Origin of the sequence: Pseudomonas sp. CCC3.1 (genome assembly GCF_034347405.1) — a bacterium.
Taxonomy (GTDB): domain Bacteria; phylum Pseudomonadota; class Gammaproteobacteria; order Pseudomonadales; family Pseudomonadaceae; genus Aquipseudomonas.
This window is the reverse complement of sequence record NZ_CP133778.1, coordinates 1354176-1371055: the sequence shown is the minus strand read 5'-3', so window position 1 is coordinate 1371055 and position 16880 is coordinate 1354176. Positions and strand designations below refer to the sequence as shown.

At 53.7% G+C, this 16880-nt stretch carries 12 protein-coding genes and 1 pseudogene; all 13 read right to left on the bottom strand.

All coding sequences use genetic code 11. From position 1 onward, the window contains the following. Positions 1-255 precede the first annotated feature (255 nt). The 13 genes and pseudogenes from rfbC to gyrA all read right to left on the bottom strand — a co-directional run bounded on the left by rfbC (position 256) and on the right by gyrA (position 16530). The gene (rfbC, locus tag RHM56_RS06145) at positions 256-813 is read right to left on the bottom strand and encodes a dTDP-4-dehydrorhamnose 3,5-epimerase (RefSeq protein WP_322239571.1); all 558 of its coding nucleotides are present in this window, start codon (positions 811-813) and stop codon (positions 256-258) included. After that, a complete protein-coding gene (rfbA, locus tag RHM56_RS06140) occupies positions 810-1703 on the bottom strand; it encodes a glucose-1-phosphate thymidylyltransferase RfbA (RefSeq protein ID WP_322239569.1) in 894 nt (297 codons plus the stop codon). Before rfbA ends, rfbC begins: the two co-directional genes overlap by 4 nt. Before the next feature lie 159 nt (positions 1704-1862). Further along, positions 1863-2390 (bottom strand): transcription/translation regulatory transformer protein RfaH, encoded by a 528-nt coding sequence (gene rfaH / locus RHM56_RS06135; RefSeq protein WP_322239567.1) that lies wholly within the window; start codon positions 2388-2390, stop codon positions 1863-1865. Between the two features lie 76 nt (positions 2391-2466). Next, positions 2467-3956: pseudogene (locus RHM56_RS06130) on the bottom strand (MBL fold metallo-hydrolase RNA specificity domain-containing protein). Positions 3957-4749: 793 nt separating this feature from the next. Continuing rightward, positions 4750-4998, bottom strand: coding sequence for a lipopolysaccharide assembly protein LapA domain-containing protein (locus RHM56_RS06125; RefSeq protein ID WP_322239565.1), 249 nt, complete (start codon positions 4996-4998; stop codon positions 4750-4752). A 24-nt stretch (positions 4999-5022) separates the two neighbouring features. Further along, positions 5023-5319 (bottom strand): integration host factor subunit beta, encoded by a 297-nt coding sequence (gene ihfB / locus RHM56_RS06120; RefSeq protein WP_003447108.1) that lies wholly within the window; start codon positions 5317-5319, stop codon positions 5023-5025. Between the two features lie 366 nt (positions 5320-5685). After that, positions 5686-7380: a 30S ribosomal protein S1 gene (gene rpsA / locus RHM56_RS06115; protein WP_019826775.1), complete on the bottom strand. Its 1695-nt coding sequence runs from the start codon at positions 7378-7380 to the stop codon at positions 5686-5688. Positions 7381-7503: 123 nt separating this feature from the next. Next, the gene (gene cmk / locus RHM56_RS06110; protein WP_322241714.1) at positions 7504-8190 is read right to left on the bottom strand and encodes a (d)CMP kinase; all 687 of its coding nucleotides are present in this window, start codon (positions 8188-8190) and stop codon (positions 7504-7506) included. After that, the gene (locus tag RHM56_RS06105; protein ID WP_322241713.1) at positions 8190-10397 is read right to left on the bottom strand and encodes a bifunctional prephenate dehydrogenase/3-phosphoshikimate 1-carboxyvinyltransferase; all 2208 of its coding nucleotides are present in this window, start codon (positions 10395-10397) and stop codon (positions 8190-8192) included. The genes cmk and RHM56_RS06105 overlap by 1 nt, the downstream gene beginning before the upstream one ends. Positions 10398-10425: 28 nt before the next feature. After that, positions 10426-11538 (bottom strand): histidinol-phosphate transaminase, encoded by a 1113-nt coding sequence (hisC, locus tag RHM56_RS06100; RefSeq protein ID WP_322239563.1) that lies wholly within the window; start codon positions 11536-11538, stop codon positions 10426-10428. Positions 11539-11548: 10 nt separating this feature from the next. Next, positions 11549-12643, bottom strand: a complete 1095-nt coding sequence (gene pheA / locus RHM56_RS06095; RefSeq protein ID WP_016780245.1) for a prephenate dehydratase — start codon at positions 12641-12643, stop codon at positions 11549-11551. Continuing rightward, positions 12643-13728, bottom strand: a complete 1086-nt coding sequence (serC, locus tag RHM56_RS06090) for a 3-phosphoserine/phosphohydroxythreonine transaminase (protein WP_322239561.1) — start codon at positions 13726-13728, stop codon at positions 12643-12645. Before serC ends, pheA begins: the two co-directional genes overlap by 1 nt. A gap of 138 nt (positions 13729-13866) precedes the next feature. Then, positions 13867-16530, bottom strand: a complete 2664-nt coding sequence (gene gyrA / locus RHM56_RS06085; RefSeq protein ID WP_322239559.1) for a DNA gyrase subunit A — start codon at positions 16528-16530, stop codon at positions 13867-13869. Between the last annotated feature and the right edge of the window lie 350 nt (positions 16531-16880).

The window sequence follows — 16880 nt, the reverse complement described above, 5'->3', positions numbered from 1 at the left end:
AGTACACAAACAATTCAACACTTATAGTCCAGCTAAACCGGCAAGCGGATAGAAAGAACCCAGAACATATAACGACACACCACACTACCCAGTAACCGGCAGAGCCAATAATAAACCGTACATCACCCAGCACTATCAGCAAACAAGCACATAACACGACACATACTGAAACCTTATTACTCTTCAACTTGACACCTCCGAGCCAACAACATACAAAACTTTTAGACCCAACGTGCCGAGCATCCAAAAAATCTCTTAGCCGGACAACTTCAAAAATGCTGATGCAGACTTATCTTTATCACTTATAAAATACTCACTTAATGCCGGCCATTGGATTCCCAGGGACGTATCACTCCACAATACGCTTCGCTCAGAATCCTTATTATAATACTGGGTAACTTTATAACTGACGCACGTATCGTCCTCCAGCGCTAAAAAGCCATGTGCAAAACCTGCAGGAACCCATAACATCTTTTTGTTAACGTCACTCAGTTCGAGTGCAAACCATTCACCATAAGTAGACGAATCTACCCGAAGATCTACTGCCACATCAAAGACTGCGCCATGAAGAGCACTTACGAGTTTTCCTTGAGCAAAGGGCGCCAATTGATAATGAAGACCTCTGACAACTCCCTTTTTCGAGTTCGATAAATTATCCTGAACAAAGCAATCGGGAGCTTCTAATTCCAGTGCCTGCAAACCGATCCGAAATCGCTGTAAGTTAAAGCTCTCTATAAACCAGCCACGCTCATCATTGAAAATTTCAGGTTCAATCACTACTAGCCCTGAAATAGGTGTCGTAAGAAATTTCATGTATCACGCTTTTCTGACAATAGACGCAAAAGGTAGTGTCCGTAACCTGTCTTTTTAAATCTCTCGGCTTGTTGAAGTAACTGCTCCGTAGTAATCCAGTCAAAATTGAATGCAATTTCTTCTAGGCAAGCGATTTTCAAACCTTGTCGTTGCTCAATCGTTCGTACAAAACAACTGGCTTCAAGCAAAGATTCATGTGTGCCAGTATCTAGCCACGCGAATCCACGCCCCAATATTTCAACCGTCAAACTATTTTGCTTAAGGTAAATACAGTTGATATCAGTTATCTCGAGTTCACCACGCGATGAGGGTTTAATATTTTTGACAAAATCAACAACCTTATTGTCATAAAAATACAGGCCTGCCACCACATAGTTAGATTTTGGATTTTCTGGCTTTTCCTCAATACTGATCACACGCCCGGTACTGTCGAATTCAACTACACCAAAATGTTCAGGATCAGAAACGTGATAACCAAATACCGTGGCACCAGAGGTTTTTGACATGGCAGCTTTTAAGTTCTCTGAAAAATAGTGCCCATAAAAAATGTTATCACCAAGGATCATACAGACCGGATGACTGCCAATGAATGACTCCCCAATTATAAAGGCCTGCGCCAAACCTCCCGGCTTCGGCTGCTGCGCATAACTCAATTCAATACCGTACTGGCTACCATCACCCAATAATTTTTGGAAACTGGGTAGATCTTCAGGCGTTGAAATAATTAATATTTCGCGAATACCCGCCAGCATGAGTACAGACAGCGGATAGAAAATCATTGGTTTATCATAAATAGGCAACATCTGCTTGGACACCCCAAGTGTAAGGGGGTGCAAACGTGTACCCGCACCCCCAGCGAGGATGATGCCTTTACGTTGGAGGGTAGTCATGTCGCGAGTACGTCCTTAATTTTCCTGCCAACTCCTCCTGCCCCAACTGGCACAGGGGGAAGTTCTGCGTTAAAAACACGCTACCGCCCCAGGATTTATCGTTAACTTCCTGAGAACGCTTTTCATTATTGATTGTTCAGGCCGCAGCCATAGCTTGCTTTAGCGAGTCGTAATACTCGCTAGTGGCAAACTGATCTGTTGCTGACGGTTCATTAGGTTGATAAGCAGAATGACTCTTTCTTCGCCGTCCATGGACATGAATATGGACTCAATACCTGCGAAGCCTTGATCAAGGATGGTTACTTTGTCACCCGAGTTAAACGTAGAGATGATGTGCGAATTCGCACGCGATTGCAGTTGAAGGATCAACTCGTGACTGACGGCCAATGGCCGGCCTCCAAAAGCAACAACCCGCGCGACTCCGCGGGTTGAACGCAAGGGAGCCCAATTGGCGCCTTCCGGCATATGAATAAACAGGTAGCCTGGAAACAACGATTCTTGAACACAGTTCAGTTGGCCACGTTGCACCTTTTCACGCCGGCAAAGCGGACGTGAGCATTCGTAGCCTTGCCGCTCGAGGTTTTCCTCTGCGCGCTCGTCTTGTCTGGGCTTGCATTGCACCAGGTACCAGTCGCCTGATTTCGGCACGATAGGGTCGCGGGGTACTGTGGTGTTTATTATGTGCATGGGCAATTCATTAATGGATTCGTCCGTGTTTTACCATTGTGCAGTGCATGTGCAAATGGCAAGCAACTGGTTCTTTTCATGACAGCGACTGGAATTCCAGAAGCGCCTTCAAATTCGTCGGAATGTGTAGATCGACAATTTTATTTTGAGCCTGATAGAGGCCCAACAGTTCCTTCGCCAATGCATTCCTTGCTGGCTCATCGCCATGTACCAAGCGTATTTCTTCCGGCCATTGCTCCATACCTGAAACAAAATTCAGCAAGTCTTGCTGATCGGCATGAGCAGAATACCCGCCCAAAGTACTAATGCCAGCACGAATAATACAGCGCTCACCCTCCAATTCAACAAAACCACCTGATGGGCCATGTTTTTGTATTAGCGCGCCGGGCGTTCCTCTAGCCTGATAACCCGTAAAAAGTACATTGTGCCTTGGGTCAGCCAACATGGCCTTCAGATAATTCACTATGCGACCGCTGGAGCACATGCCACTGGCTGCAATTACGATCGCAGGTCGGCCTGTGTTTGCCAGATAGTTGACGGTTTGCATATGTTGGACGTGGCTGTTGATCATGATCAGTTGATTGAAATGCAAGGGCTTGCGCCCTCCTGCGAGACGGCTCTGAGCTTCAAGATCCCAATAGCGATCCAAATCACGATAGACCCTGGTAAGGCGACTTGCCAATGGAGAGTCGAGGATGATCGGTAATTGCGGCCAAGTGACAGGTAGAAACTGATCCGGCACAGAAGCTGGCAGTTCAGGACCAAACAGGGCTTTTCGATGCAGGATATCTTCGATTTCGTAGAGTAATTCTTGAGTACGTCCAATGCTGAACGCCGGAATCAATAGTGTGCCGTGATCACTCAGCGCATGATCAATAGCACTTTCCAATCGCCCCTGGCGTGTGGAGCGATTTTCATGCACGCGGTCTCCGTATGTGCTCTCAAGAATCAGTACATCGGCACGCTTTGGGGAACGAGGACCTGGCAGAAATGGTGTATGCGGTGCACCTAGGTCACCTGAAAACACGATCCGACGGTGCAAACCGGTATTCGGATACACAAGGTCGCATTCCACATAGACGGACCCGAGTATATGCCCTGCTCTTTGCAGACGGATCTTGGCTTGCAGGGTGCCTGTTTGTTCAATGCTGAACCAATAGTCGAATGGCAGCGCGATGATTTGTTGGCGCAGACGCCGCAGGTAGCGCTCAATTTTTTTGGCTCGCGGCTAAATTCAAGCCTGAATGCGTCTTCAAGGACTAACGGCAGCAATTTTGCCGAAGGCTCACTGCACAGGATAGGCCCTGTAAAACCCGCAGCCAGCAAATAAGGAATCCGCCCTACATGGTCAGCATGTACATGAGTGATGAGCAGGGCTTTTATACCCTCGATCGAAAACCTTATCTGCGGATGTTGAACGTTACCATCCAGTGCGACTCGCTCATCACCGCCTTGAAATAGCCCACAGTCGATTAGAAGACTGCTGTGGGCGCTCATCTCAAGCTGATGACAAGAGCCTGTCACGCCATCGATCGCGCCATGATGCCTAATAGTGGGATACGGCATGTACTTGCTCTCGCCAAAGCCTCGCACCGAGGCAACGTCCTCACATAATAAAACTGAGGGTCATACAAACTGCAGCAGCCATCAGCCCCTAACATTCCCTAAAGCCCTTACGCTGCCCTTCGAGCTTGGCAGCGTAGCCACAGCACCTTGCACAGGCTAGCCGCTACCAAACGTCGGACGAGAACAACCAACACACCGACCAGGCCTCCAAGCGCCGTCTGCAACAACACAAGCAATAATGTACGGATCTTAAGCGGGCTCAGGGGCGCTTACGCTTTTTGAGCATCAGTCACTTATTTCATGACGCTCGGCCACCAGCACCTCAACTCCAATAAAATAAAGCGGAAGTTACCTGAGAGGCGCGGGCAATAGCAGGCAGCCCGACGAGAACACTTGTTGTCGAAATGAGGTTTTTTGATGGCGCATCGCCTAAAAAAAAGCGAACACTTCGACCTCTGAAGACGAGGCAACGCTTGGGATGCGGGAAAGACTGTTCATCAACAAAGCCTGGCATCAAAGAGAAATTGCTGGCTCGCATGCGCAGATATTCATACATGCGTGTGATTTTTAAGAATCAGGCACAAACCGAGATGCACGGATGTATCTAGCAATCGAGAACTGCGCGCATCTTACCGATATCGCAAAACAATAAGCAGAAGACAAGGCTTATCCGCGCGTAGGAAATTTCCTAGCCCGCTGTTTATCGCCGCCCGCACTTACCAGTCAATGAGCTAAACGCACGCCTTATTTGGCTCCTCTTAAGCAACTCTGCATAAAGGTCAGTCAACTATTTTTATGACTTCAACAGATTGCGCTTCAGCTTGGCGGCCTTACGCTTATAAGCAATAAAGCCCATTGCAGGCCCAATCGCCATACCTAGCAACAACGCGCCTATAAAGAACAGCGATGCAGGCAGTTCAGGTGAACTCCACCCGAGAAAAACCAATGAAGTGGGCTGCTGATTTTCGAGGATAAAAATTACCGTCCCGAAAATTACGACCAATGCAAACGCCACCAGAACTGCACGCCTAAAGCTACTCATGGGCAACTCCTGTCTCCCTAAGGATTAAATATCGTCTTCCTCGTCTTCGTTCACTCGATCCCGAAGCTCTTTGCCCGGCTTGAAATGAGGAACAAATTTACCATCGAGACTTACAGACTGGCCGGTCTTTGGGTTACGGCCGACCCGTGGTGCACGGTAATGCAGCGAAAAACTGCCAAAGCCTCGAATTTCGATTCGATCTCCAGTCGCCAGGCACTGTGACATTTGTTCAAGCATGGTCTTGATAGCCAGCTCTACATCTTTGGATGAGAGCAGCCCTTGATGGGTGACAATTCGTTCGATCAACTCCGACTTCGTCATATTTTTCCCTTCTTTTTCAAGCAGCTAGATCAGCGCTTCAAAGGTTTTAGCATGATCAATAGAATTTGAACAGCCCAGATCTTGACTTATCTTTGCAGACCACTGCGCAATTGCTCATGGACGCCCGGCACACTTAAAAATCATCACTCTAAGGTTTAGTCCACCACCAAGCTGCTCGACATGCGCGCAGAGAGGTGCTGACAGACAATCAGGTCGAACCCTGTGTACGTGAGCAAACCTCTGGAAGCACCTCCAGGATCGCTTCAGATCGACTCTGCAAGCCCCCCATCGTGAACAGGTAAAACTCAAATCGCAGACACAAAAAAGGGCGACCGAAGTCGCCCTTTTTCTATGGTCAATCAGAACTTAGTTCTGTTTTTCCATTTGTGCACGCAACAGGTCGCCCAAAGTGGTCGGACCAGCAGCGATCTCAGAGGTAGCTGGCTTGTCGCGCAGGCTCTGGATTGCTTCCTTCTCGTCTTCAACGTCTTTCGACTTGATGGACAGTTGGATTACGCGGCTTTTACGATCAACGCTGATGATCTTGGCTTCTACTTCTTCGCCTTCTTTCAGAACGTTGCGCGCATCTTCGATACGGTCACGGCTGATTTCGGAGGCTTTCAGTGTCGCTTCGATATCGTTGGCCAGAGTGATGATGGCGCCTTTAGCGTCAACTTCTTTCACGATGCCCTTAACGATTGCGCCTTTGTCGTTCTCTTGTACGTACTCGGAGAACGGATCGCTTTCCAGCTGCTTGATACCCAGGGAGATGCGCTCACGCTCTGGATCAACAGACAGGATAACGGTGTCCAGCTCGTCGCCCTTCTTGAAACGACGTACGGCTTCTTCGCCCACTTCGTTCCAGGAGATGTCGGACAGGTGAACCAGACCGTCGATGCCGCCGTCCAGACCAATGAAGATACCGAAATCGGTGATCGACTTGATGGTGCCGGAGATTTTATCGCCCTTGTTGAACTGGCCAGAGAAATCTTCCCATGGGTTAGATTTGCACTGCTTGATGCCCAGGGAGATACGACGACGCTCTTCGTCGATGTCCAGAACCATAACTTCCACTTCGTCGCCGACTTGTACGACTTTCGAAGGGTGGATGTTTTTGTTGGTCCAGTCCATTTCGGAAACGTGTACCAGGCCTTCAACGCCTTCTTCCAGCTCAGCAAAGCAGCCGTAGTCGGTCAGGTTGGTTACACGAGCGGTAACGCGAGTGCTTTCTGGGTAACGGGCTTTGATAGCAACCCATGGATCTTCGCCCAGTTGCTTCAGGCCCAGGGAAACACGATTGCGTTCGCGATCGTACTTCAGAACCTTGACATCGATCTCGTCGCCAACGTTGACGATTTCGGAAGGATGCTTGATACGCTTCCAAGCCATGTCGGTGATGTGCAGCAGGCCATCAACGCCACCCAGGTCGACGAATGCGCCGTAGTCGGTGAGGTTTTTGACGATACCTTTAACTTGCTGACCTTCTTGCAGGGATTCCAGCAGAGCTTCACGCTCAGCCGAGTTCTCTGCTTCAAGTACGCTGCGACGCGAAACAACAACGTTGTTGCGCTTCTGGTCAAGCTTGATGACCTTGAATTCCAGCTCTTTGCCTTCCAGGTGCGTGGTGTCGCGCACTGGACGAACGTCAACCAGAGAACCTGGCAGGAACGCACGGATGCCGTTAACGTCGACAGTGAAGCCGCCTTTAACCTTACCGTTGATAACGCCCTTGACCACTTCTTCAGCTGCGAAGGCTGCTTCCAGAACGATCCAGCATTCAGCGCGCTTGGCTTTTTCACGGGACAGCTTGGTTTCGCCAAAGCCGTCTTCGACCGCGTCCAGCGCAACGTGAACTTCATCACCGATGTTGATGTTCAGTTCGCCAGCGTCGTTGTGGAACTGCTCCAGCGGGATGAGGCCTTCAGACTTCAAACCAGCGTGAACGGTAACCCAACCAGCTTGGTAATCGATATCAACGATGATAGCGGTGATGATCGAGCCAGCCTGAAGATTCAGGGTTTTTAGGCTTTCTTCAAAGAGTTCTGCAAAGCTTTCGCTCATTTTAATTCCTGTTGATCAAGGGCGAAGGAATACGCCCATCTGCCACATTCCAGACAATGTGGGTTACGTTCATATAAAAGAAGGCATGCAGGACTATTTCTGGTCTCCTGCACGCGCTCTTGGTCACCCGGCGAGATCGCGAAGTGCGATTTCACTCTTGATGCGTTCTAACACCTGCTCGATGGATAACTCCGTAGAGTCAAGCTGTATGGCATCAGCCGCCGGCTTTAGCGGGGCTATTGCACGCTGCGTGTCACGTTCATCACGGGCACGTATCTCATCCAACAGACGCGGGAGACTAACATCATCCCCCTTGGCCTTCAACTGCAAGTAACGGCGACGGGCCCTCTCCTCGGCGCTGGCCGTCAGGAAAATCTTCAGCGGCGCCTCAGGAAAAACCACCGTTCCCATGTCGCGACCGTCGGCGACAAGCCCCGGAAGTTCCTGAAAAGCCCGCTGACGCTGCAGCAAAGCCTCGCGAACAGCGGGCAAAGCCGCTACTGTCGACGCGCCCGCTGCAACAGTCTCATTGCGGATAGCCAGCGTAACGTCTTCACCTTCGAGCACGATACGCGCCGACTTACCTTCCGTCGCCCCGACGAACTGCACGTCAAGATGAGCCGCTAACTGACTCAACAGCTGTTCGTTATCGAGCGCGACACTATGTTTGCCAGCAGCAAACGCCAGCAAACGGTACAAGGCGCCAGAATCGAGCAATTTCCAGCCCAAATGCTCGGCCAGGCGACCTGCAACAGTACCCTTGCCCGAACCACTAGGCCCGTCGATGGTAATGACTGGCGCCACCAACATCACGACTGAGCCTCTTGCGCCACACGAATACCCACCTGCTTGCACAGTGCAAGGAAGTTCGGGAACGAAGTCGCTACGTTGGCACAGTCATGAATCCGTATAGGCGCCGTAGCACGCAACGAAGCAATGCTGAATGCCATTGCAATACGGTGATCGCCATGGCCATGAACCTCACCACCACCGATTGAACCGCCATCAATAATGATGCCGTCCGGAGTCGGCTCGCACTTCACGCCCAGCGCCAGCAAACCATCTGCCATGACCTGAATACGATCCGACTCTTTGACCCGCAACTCTTCGGCGCCACGCAGGATCGTGCGACCTTCTGCAACAGCAGCAGCCACGAACAGTACCGGGAATTCGTCGATGGCCAATGGCACCAGCTCTTCCGGAATTTCGATACCTTTAAGCTTAGCTGCGCGCACACGCAGATCAGCAACGGGCTCGCCGCCGACTTCGCGCTGGTTTTCAAGGGTGATGTCCGCCCCCATCAAACGCAAAATATCGATCACACCCGTACGAGTCGGGTTGATTCCCACATGCTCCAGCACCAGGTCCGAACCGGCCGCGATAGACGCCGCCACCAGGAAGAAAGCCGACGAGGAAATATCGCCCGGCACTTCAATATGGGTCGCCGTAAGCTTGTGCCCCGACTCAACCGACGCCGTAGCACCTTCAACACTGACAGGGTAACCAAAGCCACGCAGCATACGCTCGGTATGATCGCGAGTCGGCGCAGGCTCAGTCACCGAGGTTTTGCCTTCAGCATACAGGCCCGCCAGCAGCAGGCAGGACTTCACTTGTGCACTGGCCATCGGCAAGGTGTAGTCCATGCCTTTAAGTGCGTGCCCACCACGAATGGTCATAGGCGGACGACCTTCAGCAGCCGTCTCAATCACTGCACCCATTTCACGCAGCGGGTTAGCCACGCGATTCATTGGGCGCTTGGTCAGCGAAGCGTCGCCAGTCAAAGTCGTATCAAAGCTCTGCGCGGCCAAAAGGCCTGACAACAGACGCATCGATGTGCCCGAGTTACCTAGATATATGGGCCCAGGCGGCGCTTTCAAGCCATGCAGGCCAACACCATGAATCGTGACGCGGCCCTGATGCGGCCCCTCGATGACGACACCCATGTCACGGAACGCCTGCAACGTTGCCAGCGCGTCTTCGCCCTCAAGGAAACCTTCTACCTCTGTCGTGCCTTCAGCCAGAGAGCCGAGCATGATCGAGCGGTGAGAAATGGATTTGTCGCCTGGCACGCGGATCTGGCCAGTCACAGTGCCACCAGGTTCAGCCAGGAAAATCAGATCTTTTGAATTCATAGGGTCCACATATGCCCGGCGGGCCAGAATTTTACTGAAATGCTCGCGAGCAACCCGGGCGCGAGTAAAAACGCCCAGCAATTGATGCCCATCCCCCGCATCGACCGCGTCGCGCAAGGCGTCGAGGTCGCTACGAAATGTATCCAGTGTGCGCAACACCGCCTCGCGGTTCGCGAGAAAAATGTCGTGCCACATTACCGGGTCGCTACCCGCGATTCTTGTGAAATCGCGAAAGCCTCCCGCAGCGTAACGAAAGATATCCAGATTCTCATTGCGCTTGGCAAGAGAGTCCACCAGACCAAAAGCCAACAAATGCGGCAAATGACTGGTCGCAGCCAACACCTCGTCATGACGCTCGACCTGCATATGCTCGACGTCTGCCCCAAGGGCTCGCCATAACACATCAACCAGAGCCAGAGCCGCAGGATCGGTTTCAGCCAAAGGCGTCAGAATAACTTTGTGCCGTTCGAACAGGCTGGCATTCGAAGCCTCGACACCGCTTTGCTCAGACCCGGCAATAGGATGCCCCGGCACGAAACGAGCCGGCATGGCACCAAAAGCCTGGGTAGCCGCTCGCACTACATTACCTTTGGCACTGCCCACATCAGTCAGCACCGCCTGCCCCAGATCCATGCCCGCCAATAAGCCGAGCATTTTCTCCATAGCCAGAATCGGCACCGCCAACTGAATAACATCAGCACCCACGCAGGCCGCTGCCAGATCAGCCTCACAGCGATCAACCACACCCAACTCAACGGCCAAGGCACGCGACTTCGGGTTCAGATCAACACCGACCACTTCAGCGCACAAGCCGCTTTCACGTATGCCTTTGGCAAAGGAGCCGCCGATCAAGCCCAATCCGACAACAACCAACCGCCCTACAATAGGCTTTACAGGTTTCAGCGATATAACATCAACCACGAGCAAGAACCTTGGCCAACGCCTCAAGCAAGCGGGTATTTTCCGCCGGCAGACCAATCGTGATACGCAAGTGATTCGGCATGCCGTAATTGGCCACCGGGCGCACAATCACGCCTTCACGCAACAAACCCTGATACACGGGTGCCGCCAATTGCCCCAGATCCAACGCAATAAAATTGCCTTTGGAAGGAATCCAGCCCAGCCCCAATTCACGAAAGCCATCTTGCAACTGCTGCATGCCCGCCTCGTTCAAGCGACGGCTCTCAGCCAGATAGTCGGTATCCTGCAAGGCCGCACAGGCAGCCGCCAATGCCAGGCTGTTGACATTGAATGGCTGGCGAACACGATTCAGCACATCGGCTACCACGACTGTCGACAGACCATACCCAACCCGCAAAGCGGCCAGACCATAAGCCTTGGAGAACGTGCGCGAGACCAGCAAATTCGGATAAGCCGACAAGAACTCCAAGCCATCGGGCAACTCCCCCCCCTCAGCGTATTCGATGTAGGCCTCGTCCAGAACCACCAGCACTCGCTCAGGCACATCCTGCAAAAAGTCGTTCAGCGCATCTGCACCAAACCAGGTACCGGTCGGGTTGTTCGGGTTGGCAATGAACACCACGCGAGTATTGTCATCGATCGCCTCAAGCATGGCTGGCAGGTCGTGCCCCCAGTCTTTGGCGGGTACTACCCGCGCTTGCGCACCGACAGCTTGAGTCACAATCGGGTACACGGCAAACGCATGCTCACTGAACACAGCATTCAGGCCTGGCGCCAAATAAGCACGGGCGACCAGCTCCAGAATGTCGTTTGAGCCATTGCCCAACGTCACTTGATCCAGTTGCACGCCGCACTGTTCTGCCAGCAAGGTTTTGAGCGCAAAGCCATTGCCGTCTGGATAACGCGTCAACTCGGCCAACTCTTCACGAATGGCAGCCAGCGCCTTGGGACTCGCGCCCAAAGGGTTTTCGTTGCTGGCCAGCTTGACGATGGTGGCCGGATCAATATCCAGCTCACGCGCCAACTCGTCCACAGGCTTGCCCGGGACGTATGGCGAAAGTTGTTGCACGCCCGGCTGCGCCAGGGCGAGGAAATCACCGCTCATGTAAACCGCCTCAGAGAACCGCTTTCGGGTAGGAGCCCAGCACCTTGAGTGCTACAGCTTCTTGACTGATCTGCTCCAGCACGCTCTTGACCAATGGGTCGCGATGATGGCCAGCAAAGTCGATGAAGAACACATAGGTCCACTTACCGCTGCGCGACGGGCGCGTCTCGATACGCGTGAGGTCGATTCCGTTCTCATGGAACGGCACCAACAACTCATGCAGCGCACCTGGACGGTTGCTCATCGACACGATGATCGAGGTTTTATCATCCCCGGTCGGCGGTACTTCCTGGCTGCCGATCATCAAGAAGCGCGTGGAGTTGTCCGGGCGATCTTCGATTTTTTCAGCCAGGCGCGTCAGGCCGTACAAGCCCGCCGCCATGTCGCCAGCAATCGCGGCCGAGTTCCACTCACCCTTGACCCGCTTGGCGGCTTCGGCATTGCTCGAGACGGCAATACGCTCGACATTCGGGTAATGCGCGTCCAGCCACTTACGGCACTGCGCCAATGACTGGGCGTGAGAATAAATGCGGCTGATGCTGTCGGTCTTGGTGTTTTCACCCACCAGCAAGTGATGGTGAATACGCAGCTCAACTTCGCCACAGATCACCATGTCGTGCTCAAGGAAGCTGTCCAGCGTGTGGTTGACTGCGCCTTCCGTGGAGTTCTCCACCGGCACCACGCCAAAGTTGACGGCACCCGCCGCCACTTCACGGAACACTTCGTCAATCGCAGCCATTGGCTTGCTGATGACCGCATGGCCAAAGTGCTTCATGGCCGCAGCTTGGGTGAAGGTGCCTTCAGGGCCCAGATAAGCCACTTTCAGCGGCTGCTCCAACGCCAGGCATGAAGACATGATTTCGCGGAACAAACGCGCCATCTCTTCGTTACCCAGCGGCCCCTTGTTACGCTCCATCACACGCTTGAGCACCTGAGCTTCACGCTCAGGCCGATAAAACACCGGCACCTCGCCCTCAGCCAGCGAGGCCATTTTGACCCGCGCCACTTCCTGGGCACAGCGAGCGCGCTCACTGATCAGTTCCAGAACCTTCTCGTCCAGACTGTCGATACGCAGGCGCAGGGCCTTGAGTTCTTGTTCGGACATTAGCCGTGTTCCTTCTCGAACTCTGCCATGTAAGCCACCAGCGCATTGACTGCATGGATGTCCACAGCGTTATAGATTGAAGCGCGCATGCCGCCCACCGAGCGATGCCCTTTGAGGTTCAGCAAGCCGCGCGCCTCAGCGCCTACCAGGAATGGCTTGTCGAGGCGGTCGTCTGCCAGACGGAACGGCACGTTCATCCACGAGCGATCGGTCTTGTTGATCGGGTTGCTGTACAAGCCGCTGGCGTCAATGAAGTCGTACAACGTACGTTTTTTAACTTCATTGAGCTTACCGATGGCTTCAACGCCGCCCTGCTCTTTCAGCCATTCAAACACCAGACCCGACAGATACCAGGCCAAGGTGGGCGGCGTGTTGTACATCGAACCATTGTCGGCCGCGACTTTGTAATCAAGCATGGTCGGACAGATCGAACGTGCATGACCCAGCAGGTCTTCACGCACGATGTTAACCACGATACCGCTTGGACCGATGTTTTTCTGCGCACCGGCGTAGATCATACCGAAGCGGGAAATATCGACTGGACGCGACAGGATGTCCGAAGACATGTCAGCAACCAGCGGCACATCACCGGTCTGCGGTATCCAGTCGAATTCCAGACCGCCAATGGTTTCATTCGGCGCGTAATGGACATAGGCCGCGCCTTTCGTCAGGTTCCACTCGTTCTGGCCGGGAATAGCGAAGTAATCATAAGGCTTGGCACTGGCAGCAACGTTGACATGGCCATAGCGCGAAGCCTCTTCGATAGCCTTTTGCGACCAGATACCGGTATCGATGTAATCCGCCGTGCCATTTTCAGGCAGCAGATTCAACGGGATCTGGGCAAATTGCTGGCTAGCGCCGCCCTGCAAAAACAGGACCTTGTAGTTCGAGGGGATAGACAGCAGGTCACGCAGATCCTGCTCAGCCTTGGTTGCAATGGACACGAACTCATCACTGCGATGGCTCATTTCCATAACCGAGAGCCCCTTGCCATGCCAGTCGAGCAACTCGGACTGGGCACGCAACAGGACGGCTTCAGGAAGCGCAGCTGGACCTGCGCAGAAGTTATAGGCTCGTTTGCTCACATCCACTCTCGCTCTGATTTGGTGGGTCATGCAATAAATCGGTGGGGGTTGCGCAGCACAGCGAGGCGACGCAACGCCTACATTCATCCTGGACATACAACAAGGGGGCGAATCTTCATCCGCCCCCTGTGTGTCCGCTTATTCCTGCGGCTCTTCTTCGTCAGCGCCAGCCTCTAGAGGCTGCTCGTCGTCGACGCCATCGTGGATGGCCTCGCCCTCAAGCTCGACTGCGCCATCAACCTCACCTTCAAGCTCTTCGCCTTCGACTTCCGATGGCTCCTGAACCCGCTCAAGCCCAACCAGGGTTTCATCGCTGGCCAGCTTGATCAAGGTAACACCCTGGGTGTTACGACCCAGACTCGACACTTCGTCAACACGCGTACGAACCAAGGTGCCCTGGTCAGAAATCAGCATGATTTCTTCGCCGTCCTGCACCTGGACCGCACCGACCAGACGGCCGTTACGATCGTTGCTGACCATGGCAATGACGCCCTGACCACCACGTTTGTACTCAGGGAACTCACTGATTGCCGTACGCTTGCCATAACCACGCGCCGAAGCGGTGAGGATCTGGCTGCCTTCTTCAGGGATGAGCATCGAGATCAGTTTCTGACCTTCTGGCAGACGCATGCCGCGCACACCACGCGCCGTACGGCCCATCGCACGCACATCAGACTCTTTAAAGCGGGTGACCTTGCCGCCGTCGGAGAACAGCATCACTTCGCGTTCGCCATCGGTGATTGCAGCGCTGATCAGCACGTCGCCCTCATCCAGCTCCAGCGCGATCAAACCAACGCTGCGTTGACGGCTGAACGATTCCAGCGGGGTCTTCTTCACGGTGCCGTTAGCGGTTGCCATGAAGATGAAGTGACCCTCTGTGTATTCCTCAACCGGCAGCATGGTGGTGATGTATTCACCATCGTCCAGCGGCAACAGGTTGACCAGAGGGCGACCACGCGCAGCGCGGGAAGCTTCTGGAATTTCGTAGGTCTTGAGCCAGTACACCTTGCCTTTGCTGGAGAACAGCAACAGCGTGGTATGGCTATTGGCAACCAGCAGGTGAGCGATGTAATCCTCATCCTTGATGCCGGTGGCCGACTTGCCTTTACCGCCGCGACGTTGAGCCTGGTACGCAGCCAATGGCTGGGTCTTGGCATAGCCGCCGTGGGAAATGGTCACCACACGTTCTTCTTCTGGAATCATGTCGCCCAGCGTCAGGTCGAGACGATGATCCAGAATTTCGGTACGGCGTACATCGCCGTATTCCGCACGAATGACTTCCAGCTCTTCACGGATCACTTCCATCAAGCGCACAGCGCTATTGAGGATGCGGATCAACTCGCCGATCTGGTTCAGAATCTCTTGATATTCGGCCAGCAGCTTCTCGTGCTCAAGGCCGGTCAGGCGGTGCAGGCGCAGTTCAAGAATGGCTTGCGCCTGTTCTGGCGACAGGAAGTACTTGCCGTCACGCAGACCGTATTGCGGATCGAGGTTTTCCGGACGGCACGAATCAGCGCCCGCCCGCTCAACCATCGCCACAACCGCCGTCGACTCCCAAGGGGTGCTGATCAGCGCTTCCTTGGCTTCAGATGGCGTTGGAGAAGCCTTGATCAGTGCGATCACAGGGTCGATGTTGGACAGCGCAACCGCCTGACCTTCAAGGATGTGACCACGTTCACGCGCTTTGCGCAGTTCGAAAACGGTGCGACGCGTGACAACTTCACGACGGTGACGCACGAACGCTTCAAGCAGATCTTTGAGGTTCAGAATGCGTGGACGGCCGTCGATCAGGGCAACGATGTTGATCCCGAACACCGCTTGCAGTTGGGTCTGCGCATAAAGGTTATTGAGAATAACCTCTGGCACTTCGCCACGACGCAGTTCGATCACCACGCGCATACCGTCTTTGTCAGACTCGTCACGCAACTCGGTGATGCCTTCGAGCTTTTTCTCTTTAACCAGTTCGGCGATCTTTTCGATCAAACGCGCCTTGTTCAACTGGTAAGGCAACTCGGTGATGACGATCTGTTGACGACCACCGACCTTGTCGATGTCTTCAATGATCGAGCGAGCACGCATGTAAATACGGCCACGACCCGTGCGATAGGCTTCGATGATGCCAGCACGACCGTTGATGATCGCTGCTGTCGGGAAGTCCGGGCCCGGAATGAACTGCATCAGTTCATCGATGCTCAACTCAGGGTTGTCGATCAACGCCAGACAGCCGTCGATGACTTCGCCAAGGTTGTGCGGCGGGATGTTGGTGGCCATGCCCACAGCGATACCGCTGGAGCCGTTGACCAACAAGTTGGGGATACGCGTCGGCATGACCGCCGGGATCATTTCCGTGCCGTCGTAGTTCGGCACCCAATCCACGGTTTCTTTGTGCAAGTCAGCCAGCAACTCGTGGGCCAACTTGGTCATGCGCACTTCGGTGTATCGCATGGCCGCAGCGTTATCGCCGTCGACCGAACCGAAGTTACCCTGCCCGTCTACCAGCAGGTAGCGCAGGGAGAATGGCTGAGCCATCCGAACGATAGTGTCGTAAACCGCAGTATCACCATGCGGGTGATACTTACCGATCACGTCACCGACCACACGGGCAGATTTCTTGTACGGCTTGTTCCAGTCGTTATTCAGTTCGCTCATCGCAAACAGCACACGCCGGTGCACGGGCTTCAAGCCATCGCGTGCATCAGGCAGTGCCCGCCCGACAATTACGCTCATTGCGTAGTCGAGGTAGGACTGTTTCAGCTCGTCTTCGATATTGACCGGGAGGATTTCTTTGGCCAGTTCGCCCATGAGAAGCCTGATTCCTTTTTCGGGTGAAACTTCGCCACATCCATTCGGGACGAACGAAGCTCGCCGCCGCTGGCCACGTGCCACGCAACGACTTACGACAAATCAACGAGTTATGCTACGGATTTGCGCAGTAAGGGCAACCCTTGCAGGGCACCCCGGAAACCGCCGAATGTTATCACAATCGCCGCCACGCACCTATCCCCCAGATGCGCATGGAGCATAGTAATTGGCCCGACCATGGGCCTGAGAGCGCTCAGGAGGGCCGAGAGCGCCAAATTGCACACCGCAAGCTTCAAGTTCAAAGCGCCTGAAGGGTTCCACAGCCCCGCCTCACCTTCTATTTGAAGCCC

Bases quoted from the DNA above. Each gene is read 5' to 3' on its own strand.
- rfbC (WP_322239571.1), bottom strand. From the start codon at position 813: ATGAAATTTCTTACGACACCTATTTCAGGGCTAGTAGTGATTGAACCT.
- rfbA (WP_322239569.1), bottom strand. From the start codon at position 1,703: ATGACTACCCTCCAACGTAAAGGCATCATCCTCGCTGGGGGTGCGGGT.
- rfaH (WP_322239567.1), bottom strand. From the start codon at position 2,390: ATGCACATAATAAACACCACAGTACCCCGCGACCCTATCGTGCCGAAA.
- RHM56_RS06125 (WP_322239565.1), bottom strand. From the start codon at position 4,998: ATGAGTAGCTTTAGGCGTGCAGTTCTGGTGGCGTTTGCATTGGTCGTA.
- ihfB (WP_003447108.1), bottom strand. From the start codon at position 5,319: ATGACGAAGTCGGAGTTGATCGAACGAATTGTCACCCATCAAGGGCTG.
- rpsA (WP_019826775.1), bottom strand. From the start codon at position 7,380: ATGAGCGAAAGCTTTGCAGAACTCTTTGAAGAAAGCCTAAAAACCCTG.
- cmk (WP_322241714.1), bottom strand. From the start codon at position 8,190: ATGTTGGTGGCGCCAGTCATTACCATCGACGGGCCTAGTGGTTCGGGC.
- hisC (WP_322239563.1), bottom strand. From the start codon at position 11,538: ATGAGCGGTGATTTCCTCGCCCTGGCGCAGCCGGGCGTGCAACAACTT.
- pheA (WP_016780245.1), bottom strand. From the start codon at position 12,643: ATGTCCGAACAAGAACTCAAGGCCCTGCGCCTGCGTATCGACAGTCTG.
- gyrA (WP_322239559.1), bottom strand. From the start codon at position 16,530: ATGGGCGAACTGGCCAAAGAAATCCTCCCGGTCAATATCGAAGACGAG.